The 15,922-nt window shown below is 64.4% G+C and carries 17 protein-coding genes and 1 other RNA gene; 7 read left to right on the top strand and 11 right to left on the bottom strand.

From position 1 onward, the window contains the following. Nucleotides 1-100 precede the first annotated feature (100 nt). Complete coding sequence (locus K426_RS05940) at nucleotides 101-820, bottom strand: hypothetical protein (RefSeq protein ID WP_066554983.1); 720 nt, start codon at nucleotides 818-820, stop codon at nucleotides 101-103. A 172-nt stretch (nucleotides 821-992) separates the two neighbouring features. Here K426_RS05940 and K426_RS05935 point away from each other — a divergent pair, with 172 nt between their 5' ends. The 5 genes from K426_RS05935 (at nucleotide 993) to ispZ (ending at nucleotide 6,321) form a co-directional block, all read left to right on the top strand. Further along, entirely contained in the window at nucleotides 993-2,393 is a 1,401-nt protein-coding gene (locus K426_RS05935) for an amino acid permease (protein WP_066554981.1), read from the top strand. A 53-nt stretch (nucleotides 2,394-2,446) separates the two neighbouring features. Next, a complete protein-coding gene (gene dapF, locus K426_RS05930; protein ID WP_066554978.1) occupies nucleotides 2,447-3,247 on the top strand; it encodes a diaminopimelate epimerase in 801 nt (266 codons plus the stop codon). Further along, complete coding sequence (gene mtaB / locus K426_RS05925) at nucleotides 3,248-4,537, top strand: tRNA (N(6)-L-threonylcarbamoyladenosine(37)-C(2))-methylthiotransferase MtaB (protein ID WP_066554976.1); 1,290 nt, start codon at nucleotides 3,248-3,250, stop codon at nucleotides 4,535-4,537. It begins immediately after the preceding gene. A gap of 96 nt (nucleotides 4,538-4,633) precedes the next feature. Beyond that, nucleotides 4,634-5,566, top strand: a complete 933-nt coding sequence (ftsY, locus tag K426_RS05920) for a signal recognition particle-docking protein FtsY (RefSeq protein WP_066554973.1) — start codon at nucleotides 4,634-4,636, stop codon at nucleotides 5,564-5,566. Between the two features lie 104 nt (nucleotides 5,567-5,670). Continuing rightward, entirely contained in the window at nucleotides 5,671-6,321 is a 651-nt protein-coding gene (gene ispZ / locus K426_RS05915; RefSeq protein WP_066554964.1) for a septation protein IspZ, read from the top strand. A 34-nt stretch (nucleotides 6,322-6,355) separates the two neighbouring features. On the opposite strand, the gene K426_RS05910 is transcribed toward ispZ, so the two are convergent. Continuing rightward, nucleotides 6,356-6,913, bottom strand: a complete 558-nt coding sequence (locus K426_RS05910; protein ID WP_066554962.1) for a urate hydroxylase PuuD — start codon at nucleotides 6,911-6,913, stop codon at nucleotides 6,356-6,358. Between the two features lie 245 nt (nucleotides 6,914-7,158). On the opposite strand from K426_RS05910, the gene K426_RS05905 reads away from it, so the two are divergent. Further along, nucleotides 7,159-7,770 (top strand): superoxide dismutase, encoded by a 612-nt coding sequence (locus tag K426_RS05905; protein WP_066554959.1) that lies wholly within the window; start codon nucleotides 7,159-7,161, stop codon nucleotides 7,768-7,770. Between the two features lie 123 nt (nucleotides 7,771-7,893). Next, nucleotides 7,894-8,328 (top strand): hemerythrin domain-containing protein, encoded by a 435-nt coding sequence (locus K426_RS05900; RefSeq protein ID WP_066554957.1) that lies wholly within the window; start codon nucleotides 7,894-7,896, stop codon nucleotides 8,326-8,328. Between the two features lie 8 nt (nucleotides 8,329-8,336). On the opposite strand, the gene K426_RS05895 is transcribed toward K426_RS05900, so the two are convergent. From K426_RS05895 to K426_RS05855, 9 genes are all read right to left on the bottom strand, one after another. Beyond that, nucleotides 8,337-8,669, bottom strand: a complete 333-nt coding sequence (locus tag K426_RS05895; protein WP_066554955.1) for a hypothetical protein — start codon at nucleotides 8,667-8,669, stop codon at nucleotides 8,337-8,339. Next, nucleotides 8,642-9,190 (bottom strand): J domain-containing protein, encoded by a 549-nt coding sequence (locus tag K426_RS05890; RefSeq protein ID WP_066554952.1) that lies wholly within the window; start codon nucleotides 9,188-9,190, stop codon nucleotides 8,642-8,644. The genes K426_RS05895 and K426_RS05890 overlap by 28 nt, the downstream gene beginning before the upstream one ends. A gap of 65 nt (nucleotides 9,191-9,255) precedes the next feature. Further along, an RNA gene (rnpB, locus tag K426_RS05885) (RNase P RNA component class A) lies at nucleotides 9,256-9,655 on the bottom strand. A gap of 43 nt (nucleotides 9,656-9,698) precedes the next feature. Then, nucleotides 9,699-10,400: an N-acetylmuramoyl-L-alanine amidase gene (locus K426_RS05880; protein WP_066554949.1), complete on the bottom strand. Its 702-nt coding sequence runs from the start codon at nucleotides 10,398-10,400 to the stop codon at nucleotides 9,699-9,701. A 117-nt stretch (nucleotides 10,401-10,517) separates the two neighbouring features. Then, nucleotides 10,518-11,426, bottom strand: a complete 909-nt coding sequence (locus K426_RS05875; RefSeq protein ID WP_066554945.1) for a CheR family methyltransferase — start codon at nucleotides 11,424-11,426, stop codon at nucleotides 10,518-10,520. After that, nucleotides 11,426-12,505 carry a chemotaxis protein CheB gene (locus K426_RS05870; protein WP_066554942.1) on the bottom strand — a complete coding sequence of 360 codons (1,080 nt, stop codon included), beginning with the start codon at nucleotides 12,503-12,505 and terminating at the stop codon, nucleotides 11,426-11,428. Before K426_RS05870 ends, K426_RS05875 begins: the two co-directional genes overlap by 1 nt. A gap of 69 nt (nucleotides 12,506-12,574) precedes the next feature. Continuing rightward, entirely contained in the window at nucleotides 12,575-12,940 is a 366-nt protein-coding gene (locus K426_RS05865) for a response regulator (RefSeq protein WP_066554940.1), read from the bottom strand. Nucleotides 12,941-13,036: 96 nt separating this feature from the next. Then, nucleotides 13,037-13,474: a chemotaxis protein CheW gene (locus K426_RS05860; protein WP_066554936.1), complete on the bottom strand. Its 438-nt coding sequence runs from the start codon at nucleotides 13,472-13,474 to the stop codon at nucleotides 13,037-13,039. An 18-nt stretch (nucleotides 13,475-13,492) separates the two neighbouring features. Further along, complete coding sequence (locus K426_RS05855) at nucleotides 13,493-15,862, bottom strand: chemotaxis protein CheA (protein ID WP_066554935.1); 2,370 nt, start codon at nucleotides 15,860-15,862, stop codon at nucleotides 13,493-13,495. Between the last annotated feature and the right edge of the window lie 60 nt (nucleotides 15,863-15,922).

The raw sequence follows: 15,922 nt of genomic DNA, 5'->3' as shown, positions 1-15,922 counted from the left end.
ATTTCAAGCGCCATGGATCTGTCAGGGTATCAAACGGCAAGCCGTCCGATTGCAGGGGCGCCCTTAACGCAAGCACGCCCCCGACGCAACCGAAAGCGGCTCAGCCTGCCAAAGCGGAGGCCAGCCAGACGATGGGCGGCGTGGCGGCGAGGATCGGCACCGCCAGCCCTTCCGCCAAAATCACCGCCGCGCCCACCGCATAGGCCGGATGCACCCGCCCACGCGAGGCGAGATCATGGACGACGCCGACCGCCACGAACAGCATCTGCCCGCTCATGACCGCCAGCCCGCCCCAAGGCCCCAATAGCGGCATCGGCAGCAAGCGCCCGAAGGCCGGTCCGATAATCGCCACCATCGCGCACAGCATCAGCCGCCGATGCCATTCGGTGGAGCGCCGCAGCCGGATCGCGCCAGTCAGCAACGTGATGAAGCCGATCAGCTCCAGCACGCTCAACGCCAGGAAGATCGTGGGGGTGAAGAAAGGCGGCACCCGATCGAGGACCACCGCCATGCACACGGTAACGACGCCCAGCGGCACCATCGCCGTGGCCAGCCCGACAGCGACCCATCCCATGCGCCGATGCAGGGCCATCGACCCGCGATGGGCGAAGGCGTTCTGCATCACGAACAGCAGCGTCCAGCTCACGAACACGGCGCCATGGACATGCACCCAATAGGGCACGCGTCCGACATCCACGAACCCGCGCAGCGCGAAGGAACCGAAACCGCCAATCACCGTCGCCGCGATGGCGACCGACATTCCCAGATAAAAGCCATTGTTCCGGACCGATACCGGAACGGTCGACGCAGCAGCATCCATCGGACGCCCCCCTTGGAAGATTAAAGCTGTCGCGACCTTTGTTTACGGCCCTGTAACAGAATATCAGCGGAGTCGCGAGAGGCGGCGATCAGTTGATTTACATTTGTATAAATTTTTCTTGCCAGCCGCTCCTGCAACGGCAAGGTGCCCGCAAAAGGGGGAGAAAAAGGACATGAGCTGGACGCGCCGCAAGCCGATGGGGGCGATGATGCCCGCACAGGAAGGGCATAGGCTGGCACGCACCTTGTCCTGGCCGCATCTGCTGGCGCTGGGCGTGGGAGCGATCGTCGGCACCGGCATATTGACGCTGATCGGCGTCGGCGCGGACCGGGCGGGGCCAGCGGTGCTGCTGTCCTTCGCCATCGCGGGCGCGATCTGCGCCTGCGCGGCGCTGGCCTATGCCGAGCTTTCCACCATGATGCCCGCGGCCGGGAGTGCCTATAGCTACAGCTATGTGGTCCTGGGCGAAGGCATCGCCTGGATCGTCGGATGGAGCTTGATCCTCGAATATTCGCTGGTGGTGTCGACCGTGGCGGTGGGCTGGTCGGGCTATGCCGCGCCGCTGCTGACCTTGGTGGGCTTTCCCGAGCTGTTGACCAAGGGGCCGGAACTGGGCGGTCTCGTCAATGTGCCTGCCATCTTCATCATCGCCGTGGTGGCGGGGCTGCTGATGCTGGGCACCCATGAAAGCGCGCGACTGAACGCGCTGCTGGTCCTCATCAAGATCGCCACCCTCAGCCTGTTCGTCGCCATCGCTCTGCCCGCCTTCGACGCGCAGAATCTCTCGCCTTTCATGCCCTTCGGCTTCGCCAAGTCGATGGGGCCGGATGGCGTCGAGCGCGGCGTCATGGCGGCGGCGGCGATTATCTTCTTCGCCTTTTACGGCTTCGACGCGATCTCGACCGCGGCGGAGGAAGCGAAGAACCCGGATCGCGACCTTGCCATCGGCATCGTCGGGTCGCTGATCGTCTGCACTTTGATCTATGTGGCTGTAGCGGCGGCGGCGATCGGGGCGATGCCCTTCACCCGCTTTGCCGACAGCCCGGAGCCGCTGGCGCTGATCCTGCGGGAGATGGGGCAGGGACAGGTGGCCAGGATCGTCGCCATAGCGGCGGTGATTGCGCTGCCGACGGTGCTGCTCGGCTTTCTCTATGGGCAGAGCCGCATCTTCCTCGTCATGGCGCGGGACGGCTTCCTGCCGCAGAGGCTGGCGCTGATCTCCAAGCGCGGCACGCCCGCCCGGATCACCGGCATGACCGCCGTGCTGGTCGCGATCATAGCGGGCGTGCTACCCATCGATGAGATCGCCGCGCTCGCCAATGCGGGGACGCTGATCGCCTTTACCGCCGTGGGCGCTTGCCTCTTGATCCTGCGACGGCGGATGCCCGACCTCAAGCGCCCCTTCCGCGCCCCTGCGGGATGGCTGGTCGGCCTTGGCGCGATTGGCGGCTGCGCCTATCTGTTCATCAGCCTGCCGGTGAAGACCATCCTCGCCTGCTTCATCTGGAACGCGATCGGGCTGGCTGTCTATTTCCTCTATGGACGCAAGCGTGCGGCCCTGAATACGGGATAGGCACGCCGGATAGGCTGGTCTTTTCCCCGCATTGGCCTTACATGCGCCGCGCTATGGGCCGTTTTTCGAAAATGCATGGTTTGGGCAACGACTTCGTCGTGATCGACGCGCGGGACGCGGCGCTCGACATGACGCCTGCGCGCGCGCAGGCCATTGCCGACCGCCATGCCGGGATCGGCTGCGATCAGCTCATCCTCATCGGCCATTCCGACCGCGCCGACGTGTCGATGCGCATCTTCAACAGCGACGGCAGCGAAGTGGAGGCTTGCGGCAACGCGACCCGCTGCGTGCCGCTGTTCGTCGGGCGGGACGTGCTGATCGAAACCAAGGCCGGACTGCTGGACGCGAAGGGCGTGGACGGCGGCGCCAGCGTCGACATGGGCGAACCCCGGCTGGAGTGGGATGCGATCCCCCTCGCCTACGCCATGGACACGCTGGTCATGCCGGTAAGCTGGGAAGAGCTGCCCGCGCCAGTAGCGGTCAATGTCGGCAATCCGCATGTCATCTTCTTCTGCGACGATCTGGACGCGGTGGATATCGAGCGGCTGGGACCGCTTATCGAGACGGACCCGCTGTTCCCGGCTCGAGTGAACGTGAATTTCGCGCAAATTATGGGTGAGAATCATATCCGCCTGATCGTCTGGGAGCGCGGCGCAGGCCTCACCCGCGCCTGCGGCACCGGCGCCTGCGCGACGGCGGTGGCGGCGGTGCGCCGCAAGCTGGTGAGCGGCCCCACCCGAGTCACGCTGCCCGGCGGCGATCTCGTGATCGACTGGGCGCCGGGCGGGCACATATTGATGACCGGGCCTGCCACCCATGTCTTTGACGGCGAGGCTGACTGGGCGCGCTTTTAGATGCCTACCCCCACCAAAAACGCGCCGCAGATCATCACCTTAGGCTGCCGCCTCAACATCGCGGAGAGCGAGGCGATTCGGGAGATTGCTGGCCGCGAAATGGCGGGCGACAGGCAAGATCTGATCGTCGTCAATAGCTGCGCCGTGACGGCCGAGGCGGTGCGCCAGACCCGGCAGGCCATCCGCCGCGCCCGCCGGGATCGGCCCGATGCGCGGATCATGGTGACGGGCTGCGCGGCGCAGACCGAGCCTGAGACTTTCGCCGCCATGGCCGAAGTCGATGCCGTGATCGGCAATCGCGAGAAGATGGAGGCCAGCCACTATGCTGGGATGACGAATGATCTTGGGGCGGCGGAAAAAGTCCAGGTCTCCGACATCATGGCCGTGCGCGAAACCGCGCCGCATATGGCGAGCGCCTTTGCCGAACATGCCCGCGCCTTTCTGGAGGTGCAGAATGGCTGCGACCACCGCTGCACCTTCTGCATCATTCCCTATGGCCGCGGAAACAGCCGCTCGGTCCCCGCGGGCGCGGTCATCGAAAAGGCCCGCTTTCTGGTCGATGCGGGCTATAAGGAAATCGTCCTGACCGGCGTGGATGTCACCAGCTACGGCCCCGACCTGCCCGGCGCGCCTTCGCTCGGCCTGCTGATCGAACGCATATTGAAGGGCGTGCCCGACCTCCCTCGCCTGCGCCTTTCCTCGCTCGACAGCGTGGAGATTGACGAGCGCCTCTTCGACCTGCTCGCCCATGAGCCGCGCATGATGCCGCACCTCCATCTCTCGCTCCAGGCGGGCGACGACATGATCCTCAAGCGCATGAAGCGCCGCCACAGCCGCGCCGATGCGATCCGCATCGTGGAACGCCTCAAGGCCGCCCGCGCCGACATCAGCATCGGCGCCGACATCATCGCGGGCTTCCCGACGGAGGATGAAGCGATGTTCGCAAACAGCCTGAAGCTGGTCGAGGAATGCGCCATCGTCCACGGCCATATCTTCCCCTATTCGCCGCGCACCGGAACCCCTGCCGCCCGCATGCCGCAGGTCGATCGCTTGCGCGTCAAGGAGCGCGCCGCCTGCCTCCGCTCGGCCTGCGAGGCGCAGCGGGAAGACTGGCTCAAAAGCCTCCTCGGCTCCGAACAATCGGTGCTGGTGGAGCGCAACGGGCTTTCGGGCCATGCGGAAAATTTCGCCCCGGTGCGGTTCGCCGTGCCCCAGCCTCCCTCCTCCATCGTCCGCGCGACCATCACAGGCCTTGAGAATGGCGCGCTGATCGCGCAAGAGGCGGCGTGATTGGGATTTCCATTTCTTCGTCATCTCCGGCGCAAGCCCTTTACGGATATGGCGGGAGATGGATTCCTGCCCTCGCGGGAATGACGGTATTGCATAATGGCTGAAACATCCTGGCGCGATCGCCTCTTCGGCGGCCTCAAGCGCACTTCCGACAAGCTCGGAGAAAATCTCACCGGCCTGTTCACCAGGGCCGCGCTCGATGAGCAGACCCTGGACGAGATCGAGGAAGCGCTGATCGTCAGCGACCTTGGCCCGGCCATGGCCGCCCGCGTGCGCGACCGGCTCTCCGAAGGCCGCTATAACCGCGAACTGACCGAAGACTATCTGCGCGAGATCATTGCGGAGGAGATCGAGAAGACCCTCGCCCCCGTGGCCCGCCCGCTGGAGATCGAAGCCTTTCCCCGCCCGCAGGTCATCCTCGTCATCGGCGTCAACGGATCGGGCAAGACCACCACTATCGCCAAGCTCGCCAACCTCTTCCTTGAACAGGATTATGGCGTGATGCTGGCGGCCGGCGACACGTTCCGCGCCGCCGCGATCGGCCAGCTCAAGGTCTGGGCGGAGCGCCTCGGCATCCCCATCGTCGCGGGCAAGGAAGGCGGCGACGCGGCGGGCATCGTCTTCGATGCGGTCAAGCAGGCGACTGCCACCGGCATCGACGTGCTGATCGTGGACACGGCGGGCCGACTTCAGAACAAGACCGAGCTGATGGACGAGTTGGCCAAGATTCGCCGCGTGCTCGGCCGGTTGAACCCGGCAGCGCCGCATGACGTTGTGCTGGTGCTGGATGCCACCACGGGGCAGAATGCGTTGAGCCAGATCGAGGTTTTCAAGGAAGTCGCGCAGGTGACGGGGCTGGTCATGACCAAGCTGGACGGCACGGCGCGCGGCGGCGTGCTGGTCGCGGCGGCGGAGAAATATCGCCTGCCCATCCATGCCATCGGCGTGGGCGAGAAGATCGAGGATCTGCGCCCCTTCGATCCCGGCGACATGGCGCGGGCGATTGCGGGGACGGCCTATGCGCGGTGAATGGCCTTCCCGTGGCGTAACAACGTGCTCCTGCGAAGGCAGGAGCCCAGTTCAGACGGCGGGCCTGGGCTCCTGCCTTCGCAGGAGCAACGGAGCGTCTAGTCATGGCTGACCCGAAAAAACCCACCCATGGCGGCAATCTCAGCCTCGCGCTGGACTTCGGTCCACTGCTGGTCTTCTTCCTCACCTACAAGGGCGCGGGCTGGGTCTGGGGGCCGGGCAATCCGATCACCGCCATGACCTTCGGCACCGCCGCCTTCATGGCCGCCATCGTCATCGCCGTCCTCATCTCCAAGGTGAAGCTCGGCCGCGTTTCCCCAATGCTCTGGCTGTCGGCAATGCTGATCCTCTTTTTCGGCGGCCTCACCATCTATTTCCGCGACCAGAGCTTCATCCAGTTGAAGCCGACCATCATCTACGCCTTCTTCGCGCTGATGCTGTTCGCGGGGCTGATGCGCGGCAAGCCGCTGCTCAAATATCTGCTACAGGCCGCCTATGACGGCCTGACCGAAGCCGGCTGGCGCAAGCTGTCGCGCAACTGGGCCTTTTTCTTCGTCGCCATGGCGCTCGCCAATGAAATCATGCGTCGCTCCATGAGCTTCGATAGCTGGCTCGCCGTCAAAGTGTGGGGCGTGACCATCGTGTCGGTCGTCTTCGCCGCCGCCAACATTCCCATGCTGATGCGCCACGGCCTTGACCTGGGCGAAAAGCTGGACAGCGAAGAGATTGGCGAAACCACCCCGCCACAGGGATAGGGGCAGGCGTCACGGGACGCCCGCCCCTGCCAATTCAACTGAAATTGACCATGCAATAAAGCATCGCCAGCGACAGGATCGTATTGGTGCGGCTGGCGATCATCGCCGTGGTCGCCGCCTTCGCCTTCACATCATCCTCTGCCGGAACGATGCCGAGCGCCTTCTTCTGGTTCGGCCAGATCACGAACCAGACGTTGAACGCCATGATCAGCGCCAGCCACATGCCGATGCCGATCAGCGTATAGGGCGCCTGAACCAGCAGCGCCTGGTGGATGTAACCGGCCAGCCAGGCGACGATGAGGCCCGTCAGAACCGTAAAGGCCGCCGCCCAGCGAAAGAAGAACAATGCCGCCGGCGCGATATGCTTGGACACGCCCGGCTTCAGTTCCGCCGGGATTTCCGGCATGGTCGGGATCTGGACGAAGTTGAAATAATAAAGCAGCCCGATCCAGGTGATGCCGAAGAACAGGTGCAGCCAGCGAAAGATGCTGTTGGCGTCGACCAGCCCGGCATGCGCGCCGAACATCACCACGATCGCGAGCAGCAGCCCCGCGATCAGCACAAGATGCAGATTGCCGAAGAATTTTGCCATTGGACCCTTCCCCCATTTATGACCGCCGCATTCTTCGGGGCGGCCTCCGAACCGGTCGCCATTCGGCCATCCGATCCTAACCGTTAAGTCTATGTCATCATTACGGTCCTGTCACATGGATATTTCCGCGCTCTTGAAAGAAAATATCGTATTTTCCGCAGCGCAATAAGACTGCTAGGGGCGTGGAGCCTTCCGGCCGCATCAACGTTATGCGGCCATCCCATCACGAACCGAGGAGTTCCGACATGGCATTTATTCTGCCCCCCCTGCCCTATCCCAAAGACGCCTTTGGCGATATTCTTTCGGTTGAAACCTTCGATTTTCACCATGGCAAGCACCATAATGCCTATGTCGTGAAGGCCAATGAACTGGTCGCCGCCGACGCCTCGCTCCAGGGCAAGTCGCTGGTCGAGCTGATCAAGACCAGCAAGGGCGGCCTGTTCAACCAGGTCGGCCAGATCTGGAACCACACATTCTACTGGCTGTCGCTTTCGCCCGAAAAGAAGGCGCCCTCTGGCAAGCTGCTCGACCTCATCAACGAAGGCTTCGGCTCGGTCGACGCTCTGGTCGACAAGCTTAAGGCCGAAGCCGTCGGCCATTTCGCCAGCGGCTGGGCCGCGCTGATCCTGAAGGACGGCAAGCTGGAAGTCACCAGCTATCATGACGCCGACACGCCGGTCGCGCATGGCCACACGCCGCTGCTGATCCTCGATGTGTGGGAACATGCCTATTATATCGACTATCGCAACCTGCGCCCCAACTATGCCGAAAAGCTGCTGAAGGAAGCGATCGACTGGGATTTCGTCGCACTGAACCTGGACGGCGAAGGCGTCAGCCGCGCCGACCAGCCCGCCTGATCGGGCAGGCCGTCCGCCGCCCGGGACGGGTGGCGGACGGCCCTTCCGCTTTGCCGAAGGTCTGCACAACCCTTTGTTAAGGCACGCCGCGCATGATGCCTTCAGGGTAGCGAGGAAGCGGCGATGGATCTCACTGAACTGTGCAGACAACATGAAGAACTGCATGTGCTGGCGGGCAAATTGTCCCGCGCCGTGGCGGATGACCGCGTGCCGCAAGCCATCGGCGCGCTGCGCTGGCAGTTTGCGCGCCTGCTGATGGCCCATCTGGCGCTGGAGGACCGGATATTCTACCCCGGCGTTCAGCGCATGGCCGATGAACAACTGCGCACCACCGCCCAGCGTCTCCAGATCGAGATGGGACCGCTGGGCGAGGCCTTTGCCGCCTATATGACCCGCTGGAGCGACCACCGGATCGCCGGCGAATGGGCCGACTTCTGCCAGGAGACGCGCGAGATCGTGAAAAGCCTCATGAGCCGGATCGATCAGGAGGAACGGACGCTGATCCCCATGCTCAACAAAAATCTGGCTTCGCCCATCTCGGTTCGCCGTGCCGGCTGACCATTGGTTCAGGCGTGGGGCAAAAGACCCAACGTAGCGGCCAGTTCATCAAGGTCGGCATCGGGCTGCACCAACAGCCATTGGCGTGCGCTGGCGCCGTTAACGACCGTCACCGCGCCCTTGGGGCAAACGCCCAGGCAATTGACCTCCACGATCCCCGCCGCCGCCTTACGCCCCTTTTTCAGCGAAAGATGGCGGCGCAGCGCCTTGGCCAACCGCTCGTCGCCATCGCGGCCAAAGCCGCCGTCCAGTTTCTTCGAACATTTGCGGCAGACAAGCACCGCATGATCCCAGTTCGACCGGACATGATCCTTCAATCCGCCCGCTCCCGCGGCTTCCATGTCCGCCGTTCCTCGGCGGCGCGCAGCACTTCATAGGCGGCCTGGATCGTCTGGAAGCGCACAGCCGCCTGCGCGTCGCCGGGCTTCACATCGGGATGATATTCCTTGGCGAGACGGCGCCAGCTTTTCTTCACCGCCTCGAAATCGGCATCGTCCTCCAGCTCCAGCGCCTGGAGCGCATGCATCTCGTCCCGCGATCGGGTGCCATCGCCCGGACCGCCCCAGCCATGATAGGCGCTGTTCTGATAGCCACCGGCATCGCGCCGCTCGGCGCGCTCGCGCTGTTCCCGTTCTTCCTGGTCGAGACCCTCAAAATAGTCCCAGTTGCGGTTATATTCGGCCGCATGATCGGAACAGAAATACCAGCGCTCGCGGCTGTTGGGCGATTTGGGCGCGGGGCAGTCGCCCGGCCGGTCGCAGCCATGCCGATCGCACAGGCGCACCTGTTGCGCCTCTCGCGATGCGCCATAACTGCGCCAGCGGGGAAAGCCCCAGTCATTGGATCGGCTGCTTCTTGCCATCGACTCAAACTAGGTAAGGCGCCGACGGAAAGCCACCCCCGGCGGGGTTAAAATCATGCGGTCCCAATGCCAGAGGGCCTGTAAGCCGGGTTCTGTCCTCCCCGTAAGGAGAGTGGCGACCATTCCTCTAGGGGACAGATTGCTCCGTCCCTCAAGCAACCAACCCGGGCGGTCTCAGCCGAAACTTAGCCTAGCAGTCAAGCTGCGCGCCGCCCCTATTCGGTCTTGCTCCCGGTGGGGTTTACCGTGCCGCCTTCCGTTGCCGGAGACGCGGTGCGCTCTTACCGCACCCTTTCAATTTCGCCCGCCCGAAGGCTTAGTCGTAAAGACTGGGCGACCTGCTTTCTGTTGCACTGTCCCTTGGATCACTCCAGCCGGCCGTTAGCCGGCACCGTCATTTCGTGGAGCCCGGACTTTCCTCGCCGTGGAAGTACCCCTCCACGCCGCGGCCGCCCGGCCCTCTGGCAGAGGCGCCTATACACAGGTCCGCCCCCCCCGTCATCCCCACTTAATCATCATCCCCTCGCGGTTTGGGGAGGAGCAGCGCCAGCAGGATCGCGCGGCACTCGCCGTCGATGATCCCGTCGATCAGTTCGGGCCGGAAGCGCCGCTGGAACGCGACCACCGCCGCCTGCGGCTCGGCTATGTCATAGCCGAAGCGTTCCAGCGCCAGCATGAAGCCGCCGTCGCTCCAATGGGGGTCCATCAGATTCTTGGTCGGGCGCGGCAGGGCCAGCCGCAGCCGCGCCAACTGCCCCCAGGGAAAAAGCTCGCCGGGATCCTGCTTGCGCGCCGGGGCGACGTCGCTATGGCCGACGATATTGCCGCGCGTGATCTTGTGGCGCTGGACGATCTGGTGGATCAGCGGGATCAACGACCCCATCTGCGTATCCGGAAACGGCCGATAGCCCCATTCATGGCCCGGATTGACGATCTCGATCCCGATGCTGGCGGAATTGATGTCGTCAATGCCCCGCCAATGCGCCCGGCCTGCATGCCAGGCGCGCTTGTCCTCATCCACCATGCGGATGACCTGCCCATCCTCGGTCACGACATAATGGGCGGACACCTTGGATTCCGGGCTGACCAGCCAGTGGATCGCGGTCGCCGCGTCGACCATTCCGGTATAGTGCAGCACCAGCATGGAAACCGGCAGGCTGCGCTCGTCGAAATTGGGCGACGGCGTATCGATCATCGGAAAGTCGGTCATCGCGAAGGGCCAGTCACTCGCACTTATCTGTCAGCGCCGCCATCGGGCGCAAGGCAGACCATGACCGACAGCGGCAGGCCAATCAAGCGGACTCGCAGCATTTTGCGGTCGGCAGGATCAAAGCGCCCGGCGCATCGCTCCCTCCGTCTGTGCCGTAACGTCGGCGCGGCGGCCATAACCGCCGCGGAATTCGGCATGGGGAACGAACTCGTCGCTATGCCCGATCACCGTCTCGCCCGCCCCCAGCAGCAGGACAGACCGCCCATGGCTGTGCCGGGACAGCAGGCGCAGCACGTTCTGCCGACGTTCGGGCGTGAAATAGAGCAGCACATTCCGGCAGAGCAGAAGGTCATATTCCCCCTTCGGCGCCTGCGCATCGAACAGATTGTCGGTGCGGAAATCGATCATCCGGCGCAACTCCGGATTGGCGCACCAGTCATCGCCCGACGGTTCGAACCATTTGAGAAGGTCGCTCACAGGCAGGCCACGCTGCACGTCCATCTGGGTGAAGGTGCCCGCTTTCGCCTGGGTGATGGCGGCGGTGGAAATGTCGGTTGCCAATATCTCGATCCGCCAGCCGCGCCAGCGCGCCATGTCGTTGCAAAGCTGGATCGCGAGCGAATAGACCTCCTGCCCCGTCGAGCAACCCGCGCTCCAGATGCGCAGCGTCCGGTCGGACCGCTGCGCCTGAATGTGCGGCAGGATGTGGCGATGGATCATGTCGAAAATCTGGAAATCGCGGAAAAAGCTGCTTTCATTGTTGAGCAGCGCGTTGACCACGTCATTTTCGAGCGCCGCGTCCTTGCGCGCCATCAGCCGGGACGCCAGCGCGTCCATATCGCCAAGGCCATGGGCGCGCAGCACCGGCTTCAGCACCGTTTCCATCCGCCAGGCGCGGCTTTCGGACAATATCTGCCCGGTGCGCGCTTCCAGCAGGCCGGAAAAGATGCGCGCCGCCCCGGACGATGAGGAAGCGGACGAAGCGGAACCGGACGAGACGGAAGGGGCCGAAGGGGGCAATGCCATCAGTTTCTGTTCTTTCCTCTTCGCGCCACGAAATCCATGATCGCATGGGGTTCCAGCAGGGCGCAGTTCAATCCTTCGCCCGCGATCGATCCGGGCATGCCCCAGACGACGCTGCTCGCTTCGTCCTGCGCCACAATCCAGCCGCCCGCCGCCACGATATCCCGCGCGCCGACCGTGCCGTCCCGTCCCATGCCGGTCAGGACCACGCCCGCAGCCCCCGCGCCGTAAACGTGCGCCATGCTGGCGAACATCGGGTCGACGCCAGGCAGATTGCCCGCGGGCGTGCGGTCCGGATTCAGCATGATGGAAACCCGGCCATAGAGCCCCCGCCGCAACTGGAGATTGGCGTCGCCGGGCGCGACATAGACGGTGTCCGGGGCAAGGATTTCGCCCTGTTCCGCCGCCTTGACGCGCAAGGGGGTCATGCGGCCCAATTGCTGGACGAAATAATGAGTGAAGCTGGCCGGCAGATGCTGGGTCAGCAGGATCGGCACGCCGAGCGGCGCGGCCAGACCGGCGAAAAGCTGTCCCAAGGCATGGATGCCGCCAGTCGATGCGCCGATGCCCAGGCAGGCGAGCGGCTGGGCCGCCTGCTCCGGTTCGATCCGCAGCGGGGGCCGGGCGATGACAGGCGTCGCGTCGCCGTTGAACAGGCGCGACAGCCGATCGATCAAGGCCTGGGGGAAATGTTCGCCAAAGCTGCCGCTGCCAGGCTTGGCCAATATATCGCTCGCGCCCAGCGCCAGCGCTTCGACCGCCGCGGCGCTCCCCTCCTCGCAATTGCCCGACAGGATTACGACCTTGGCGCGCGGATTGGTCCGCAGGATCGCGGGCAGCGCCATCAGCCCGCTCTGCCCCGCCAGTTCGATGTCCAGCAGGACCAGATCGACCTCATGCTCGCTCAGATATCCCAGCGCATGTTCGGCGCTGTTGGTCTTGTGGGAGACGGAAAATCTCGGGTCAGCGTTCAATATCCGTTCGATGACCGTCCTGACCACGACCGAATCGTCGACGATCAGGGTGCGCAACGCCCTGTCTTCGTCCCGGTTGCTGGCCATGATCGGCACGTGAACGGTCATCGAGGGAAATCTTTCTGAACGAAGGCAAGAAATCAGGTCAGGAGCAGGGCGATCGATCGCCAGTCAGCGCTAGATCACGCCGACGATCGTCAGCTTGCTTTCCAGCGTTTCCCGGTCGAACGGCTTCATCACATATTCGTCCGCCCCCGCTTCGACGGCCGCCTTGATATGGCCGATGCCGTTTTCCGTGGTGCAGAAGATGATCTTGGGCCGGGCGGCCAGATTGGCGCCCGGCAGCGCCTGGAGAAATTCCATGCCGCTCATCACCGGCATGTTCCAGTCGAGCAGAACCACGTCGGGCAGGGACGTTTCGCATTGCGTGAGGGCGTCACGGCCATCGACCGCCTCGCTCACGGAAAGGTCGAGCGATTCCAATATGTGGCGGGCAACTTTGCGGATGACTTTCGAATCATCCACGACCAGGCAGTTTTTCATAGAGCGTCCCTTGTTTTGCGTCCCATCTTCACGAGCCTAACCGGCAAAGGCGAGCATTTGGTAAACGCCGGTACAATATCGTCATGCCGGCTGCGGTCATGCCGCTTGGGCCATGGCGCCCGCCTCGATGAAACCGCTCAGCGACACGAGCAGATAGGGCTGGCCCTCATGCTCCACCAGGCCGCGGGCATAGGGCGACCAGACGGGATCGAGCTGACCGCGTAGCGGCAGTTCGCCCTCCGGCACCTGGCAGATGTCGTAGACGGCATCGACCATCAGCCCATAGCTGTGGCCGCTAATGTCCGCGATGATCGCAAAGCCGCGCTGTTCCGCGGGCGTCGGCCGCCCCCGGACGAGCGCCGCGACATCGATGATGGTCAGCACCCGGCTGCGCAGCGCGGAAAGCCCGGCGACATGCGCGCCCATGCCCGGCACCGGCGAGATGTCGGTGAGCTTGACCACCGCCTCGACCTCGCGAGCCTCGACGGCGACCCGCGTGCCGGCCAGCGTGGCGAAGAGATAAAGCTGGTTCATGGGGCTATGCTCCTCCCTTTACCGCCGCGATCCGGACAGCGCCGCCATCAGCGCGTCCTGATCATAGCGATAGATGCTGCTGTCCTGCGGGCCGTTGGGCCGGGGGGTGGCGCGCAGATGGACGACGCGGCAACCCAGCAATTCGCTCGCCTCCGACGCTTCCGATCCAGTGAACAGCACGACATCCTGCGGATCGACCGCCGCATCGCCGGGCAGGCCCATCACCACCTCATGCCCCGCCTGGCGCAGCAGCGGCGCCAATATCTCACGCGTCCAACCGTCCTCGCTGTCGGCCAGCAGGCAGCGGCCGCCAGTTCGTTCAACAATCGGCGCATCCGGCAAGGCGGCGAACAGGGCGAAGGGATTGATCACCTCCAGATGCTCGCCGTCGATGACGGCGACGCCGCTCAACAAACCGTGCATCGCGACCATGTCCGGCACGGCGGGCATGTCCACGATGTCGAGTACCGCAGCGACAGGATAACAGGCTTCGCGGGCGCCATCGCGCAGGCGGAGCGCCGCAACCTTTTCCCCGGCAAAGTCGTGATGGCCATTGGCGACCGGCACCAGCCGTCCGTCCAGCCGCACGAAGCCGTGCCCGCCCGACCGGCCGAACAGCCGCGCGTCGATATCCTCGACCCGCTCGATCAGCGACAGCTTGAGCAACCGCCGCTCGCCCGAATATTCCTCGAACCGCAAGGCGGAAACCATCTCGACGCCGCCCTGTGCCTCCTGCGTCTCTTCGGCCCGGCGCGCCGCCTGATCGTCGATGATATTGGGCAGGCGCGCCGCGTTGGCGAGGCCCGCCGCATCCAGCAGCAGCATCGGCTTGCCATTGTCGGGCAGGGTCATGCCGGCATAGACGCCCGTCGCCATCACCAGCGGCGAGGCGGGACGGATCACCAGTTCCTCATGATTTTCCACCGCCGACACGCCCATGGCAAAGGGAACGCCGGTTGCCGATCGCACGACCATGATCGCGCGCGGGCCGGGCTGGGCGATCCGTTCCATGCCCAGAACCTCTTCCAGATCGATCATCGAATGACGGATGGATCGGATCGTGGCGATCTTGGCGCCGCCGACTTCCGCGATGCGTAGCGTTTCATTGTTGTCGTGCAGGATTTCCACCACCGCAGAACGGGGAATCGCAAAATGCAGACCCCCCGCCCGGACGATCAGCCCCGGAATGATGGTCAGCGTCAGGGGCACCCGCAGCATGATCGTCAAACCACAGCCCGGCCGGTTGTCGAGCGCGATGACGCCGCCGATCCGCTCCACATTGGCGCGGACCACGTCCATGCCGACGCCGCGCCCGGAAATGGCCGTCACCTCGCTCGCGGTCGAAAGGCCGGGGTGGAAGATCAGGTCCAGCTTTTCGGCCTCGCTCATGCGAGCCGCCGCTTCCGGCGTCATCCGGCCCGCCGCGATCGCCTTGTCGACCAGCCTGCGCGTGTCGATGCCTTGCCCGTCGTCGGAAATCTCGATGACGATCTGGTTGCCCGACTGGCGCGCTTCCAGCTTCAGCCGTCCCGTTTCGGGCTTGCCCAGCGCGCGGCGCTTTTCCGGCGTCTCTATGCCATGGTCGATGCTGTTGCGGACGATATGGGTGAGCGGATCGACCACCATCTCGACCATTTCCCGGTCCATCTCGACATCGCCGCCCTCCAGCGTCAGGTCGATGCGCTTGCCCAGATCGCGGCCCAGGTCGCGGACCATGCGAGGGATCGCGGTGAACAGGCGGTCGACCCGCTGCATCCGCGTTTTGGAAATGGCGTCGCGCATGTCCGCAACGCAGGTCGACAGCCGTTCGAAGGCGCTTTCCAGTTCCGGATCGCCCGACCGCTCGCGCAGCTTGCGTGACAGTTCGTTGCGGGCCAGCACCATGTCCGACACGCCGTTCATCAACTGGTCGATCAGCGATAGCGGCAGGCGGATGGTGCGCGGCGCCGCCTGCCCCCCCGATGTCCGCGCCACCGCGACAGGCGCCGTGGGAGCCTCGCTTTCCTCAGGCGCCGCAGCCTCCTTCTCGGTCAGGGCGGCGATCAGATAATCGTCATTTTCATGCGGCAGCGCGGCGCCGATGGCGACCGCTTCGGCCAGTTCAGCGATGCGATCCATGATCCCCAGAACGGCGCTGACCGTGGCGGGATCGGCAATGCGCTTGTCGGCGCGTATCTCGGCCAGCACATCCTCCGCCGCATGGCTCAGCCGTTCGAAGCGCGGCAGATTCAGGAAACCGCAACTCCCCTTCACGGTATGGAAAAAGCGGAAAATGGCGTCCAGCCGGTCGCGATCCGTGGGATCGGCTTCCCAGGCGACGACTTCCCCCGCCAACGCCTCAAGCGTTTCCTGCGTTTCGGATATGAATTCCTGGAGTAACTCGTCCATTCCACCGCCTCAATGGATAGCGGGCGGACCATGGCGGAGCTGTGGTTAAATCCCCGTTAA

The organism is Sphingobium sp. TKS (genome assembly GCF_001563265.1).
In the GTDB taxonomy this organism is placed as follows: domain Bacteria; phylum Pseudomonadota; class Alphaproteobacteria; order Sphingomonadales; family Sphingomonadaceae; genus Sphingobium.
Note: the sequence above shows the minus strand (reverse complement) of the source record. Positions and strands in the feature narration are given on the sequence as shown.

What these genes read in the sequence shown, in the direction of transcription:
- K426_RS05940 (WP_066554983.1), bottom strand. Translation starts at nt 820, where the DNA reads ATGGATGCTGCTGCGTCGACCGTTCCGGTATCGGTCCGGAACAATGGC.
- K426_RS05935 (WP_066554981.1), top strand. Translation starts at nt 993, where the DNA reads ATGAGCTGGACGCGCCGCAAGCCGATGGGGGCGATGATGCCCGCACAG.
- dapF (WP_066554978.1), top strand. Translation starts at nt 2,447, where the DNA reads ATGGGCCGTTTTTCGAAAATGCATGGTTTGGGCAACGACTTCGTCGTG.
- mtaB (WP_066554976.1), top strand. Translation starts at nt 3,248, where the DNA reads ATGCCTACCCCCACCAAAAACGCGCCGCAGATCATCACCTTAGGCTGC.
- ftsY (WP_066554973.1), top strand. Translation starts at nt 4,634, where the DNA reads ATGGCTGAAACATCCTGGCGCGATCGCCTCTTCGGCGGCCTCAAGCGC.
- ispZ (WP_066554964.1), top strand. Translation starts at nt 5,671, where the DNA reads ATGGCTGACCCGAAAAAACCCACCCATGGCGGCAATCTCAGCCTCGCG.
- K426_RS05910 (WP_066554962.1), bottom strand. Translation starts at nt 6,913, where the DNA reads ATGGCAAAATTCTTCGGCAATCTGCATCTTGTGCTGATCGCGGGGCTG.
- K426_RS05905 (WP_066554959.1), top strand. Translation starts at nt 7,159, where the DNA reads ATGGCATTTATTCTGCCCCCCCTGCCCTATCCCAAAGACGCCTTTGGC.
- K426_RS05900 (WP_066554957.1), top strand. Translation starts at nt 7,894, where the DNA reads ATGGATCTCACTGAACTGTGCAGACAACATGAAGAACTGCATGTGCTG.
- K426_RS05895 (WP_066554955.1), bottom strand. Translation starts at nt 8,669, where the DNA reads ATGGAAGCCGCGGGAGCGGGCGGATTGAAGGATCATGTCCGGTCGAAC.
- K426_RS05890 (WP_066554952.1), bottom strand. Translation starts at nt 9,190, where the DNA reads ATGGCAAGAAGCAGCCGATCCAATGACTGGGGCTTTCCCCGCTGGCGC.
- K426_RS05880 (WP_066554949.1), bottom strand. Translation starts at nt 10,400, where the DNA reads ATGACCGACTTTCCGATGATCGATACGCCGTCGCCCAATTTCGACGAG.
- K426_RS05875 (WP_066554945.1), bottom strand. Translation starts at nt 11,426, where the DNA reads ATGGCATTGCCCCCTTCGGCCCCTTCCGTCTCGTCCGGTTCCGCTTCG.
- K426_RS05870 (WP_066554942.1), bottom strand. Translation starts at nt 12,505, where the DNA reads ATGACCGTTCACGTGCCGATCATGGCCAGCAACCGGGACGAAGACAGG.
- K426_RS05865 (WP_066554940.1), bottom strand. Translation starts at nt 12,940, where the DNA reads ATGAAAAACTGCCTGGTCGTGGATGATTCGAAAGTCATCCGCAAAGTT.
- K426_RS05860 (WP_066554936.1), bottom strand. Translation starts at nt 13,474, where the DNA reads ATGAACCAGCTTTATCTCTTCGCCACGCTGGCCGGCACGCGGGTCGCC.
- K426_RS05855 (WP_066554935.1), bottom strand. Translation starts at nt 15,862, where the DNA reads ATGGACGAGTTACTCCAGGAATTCATATCCGAAACGCAGGAAACGCTT.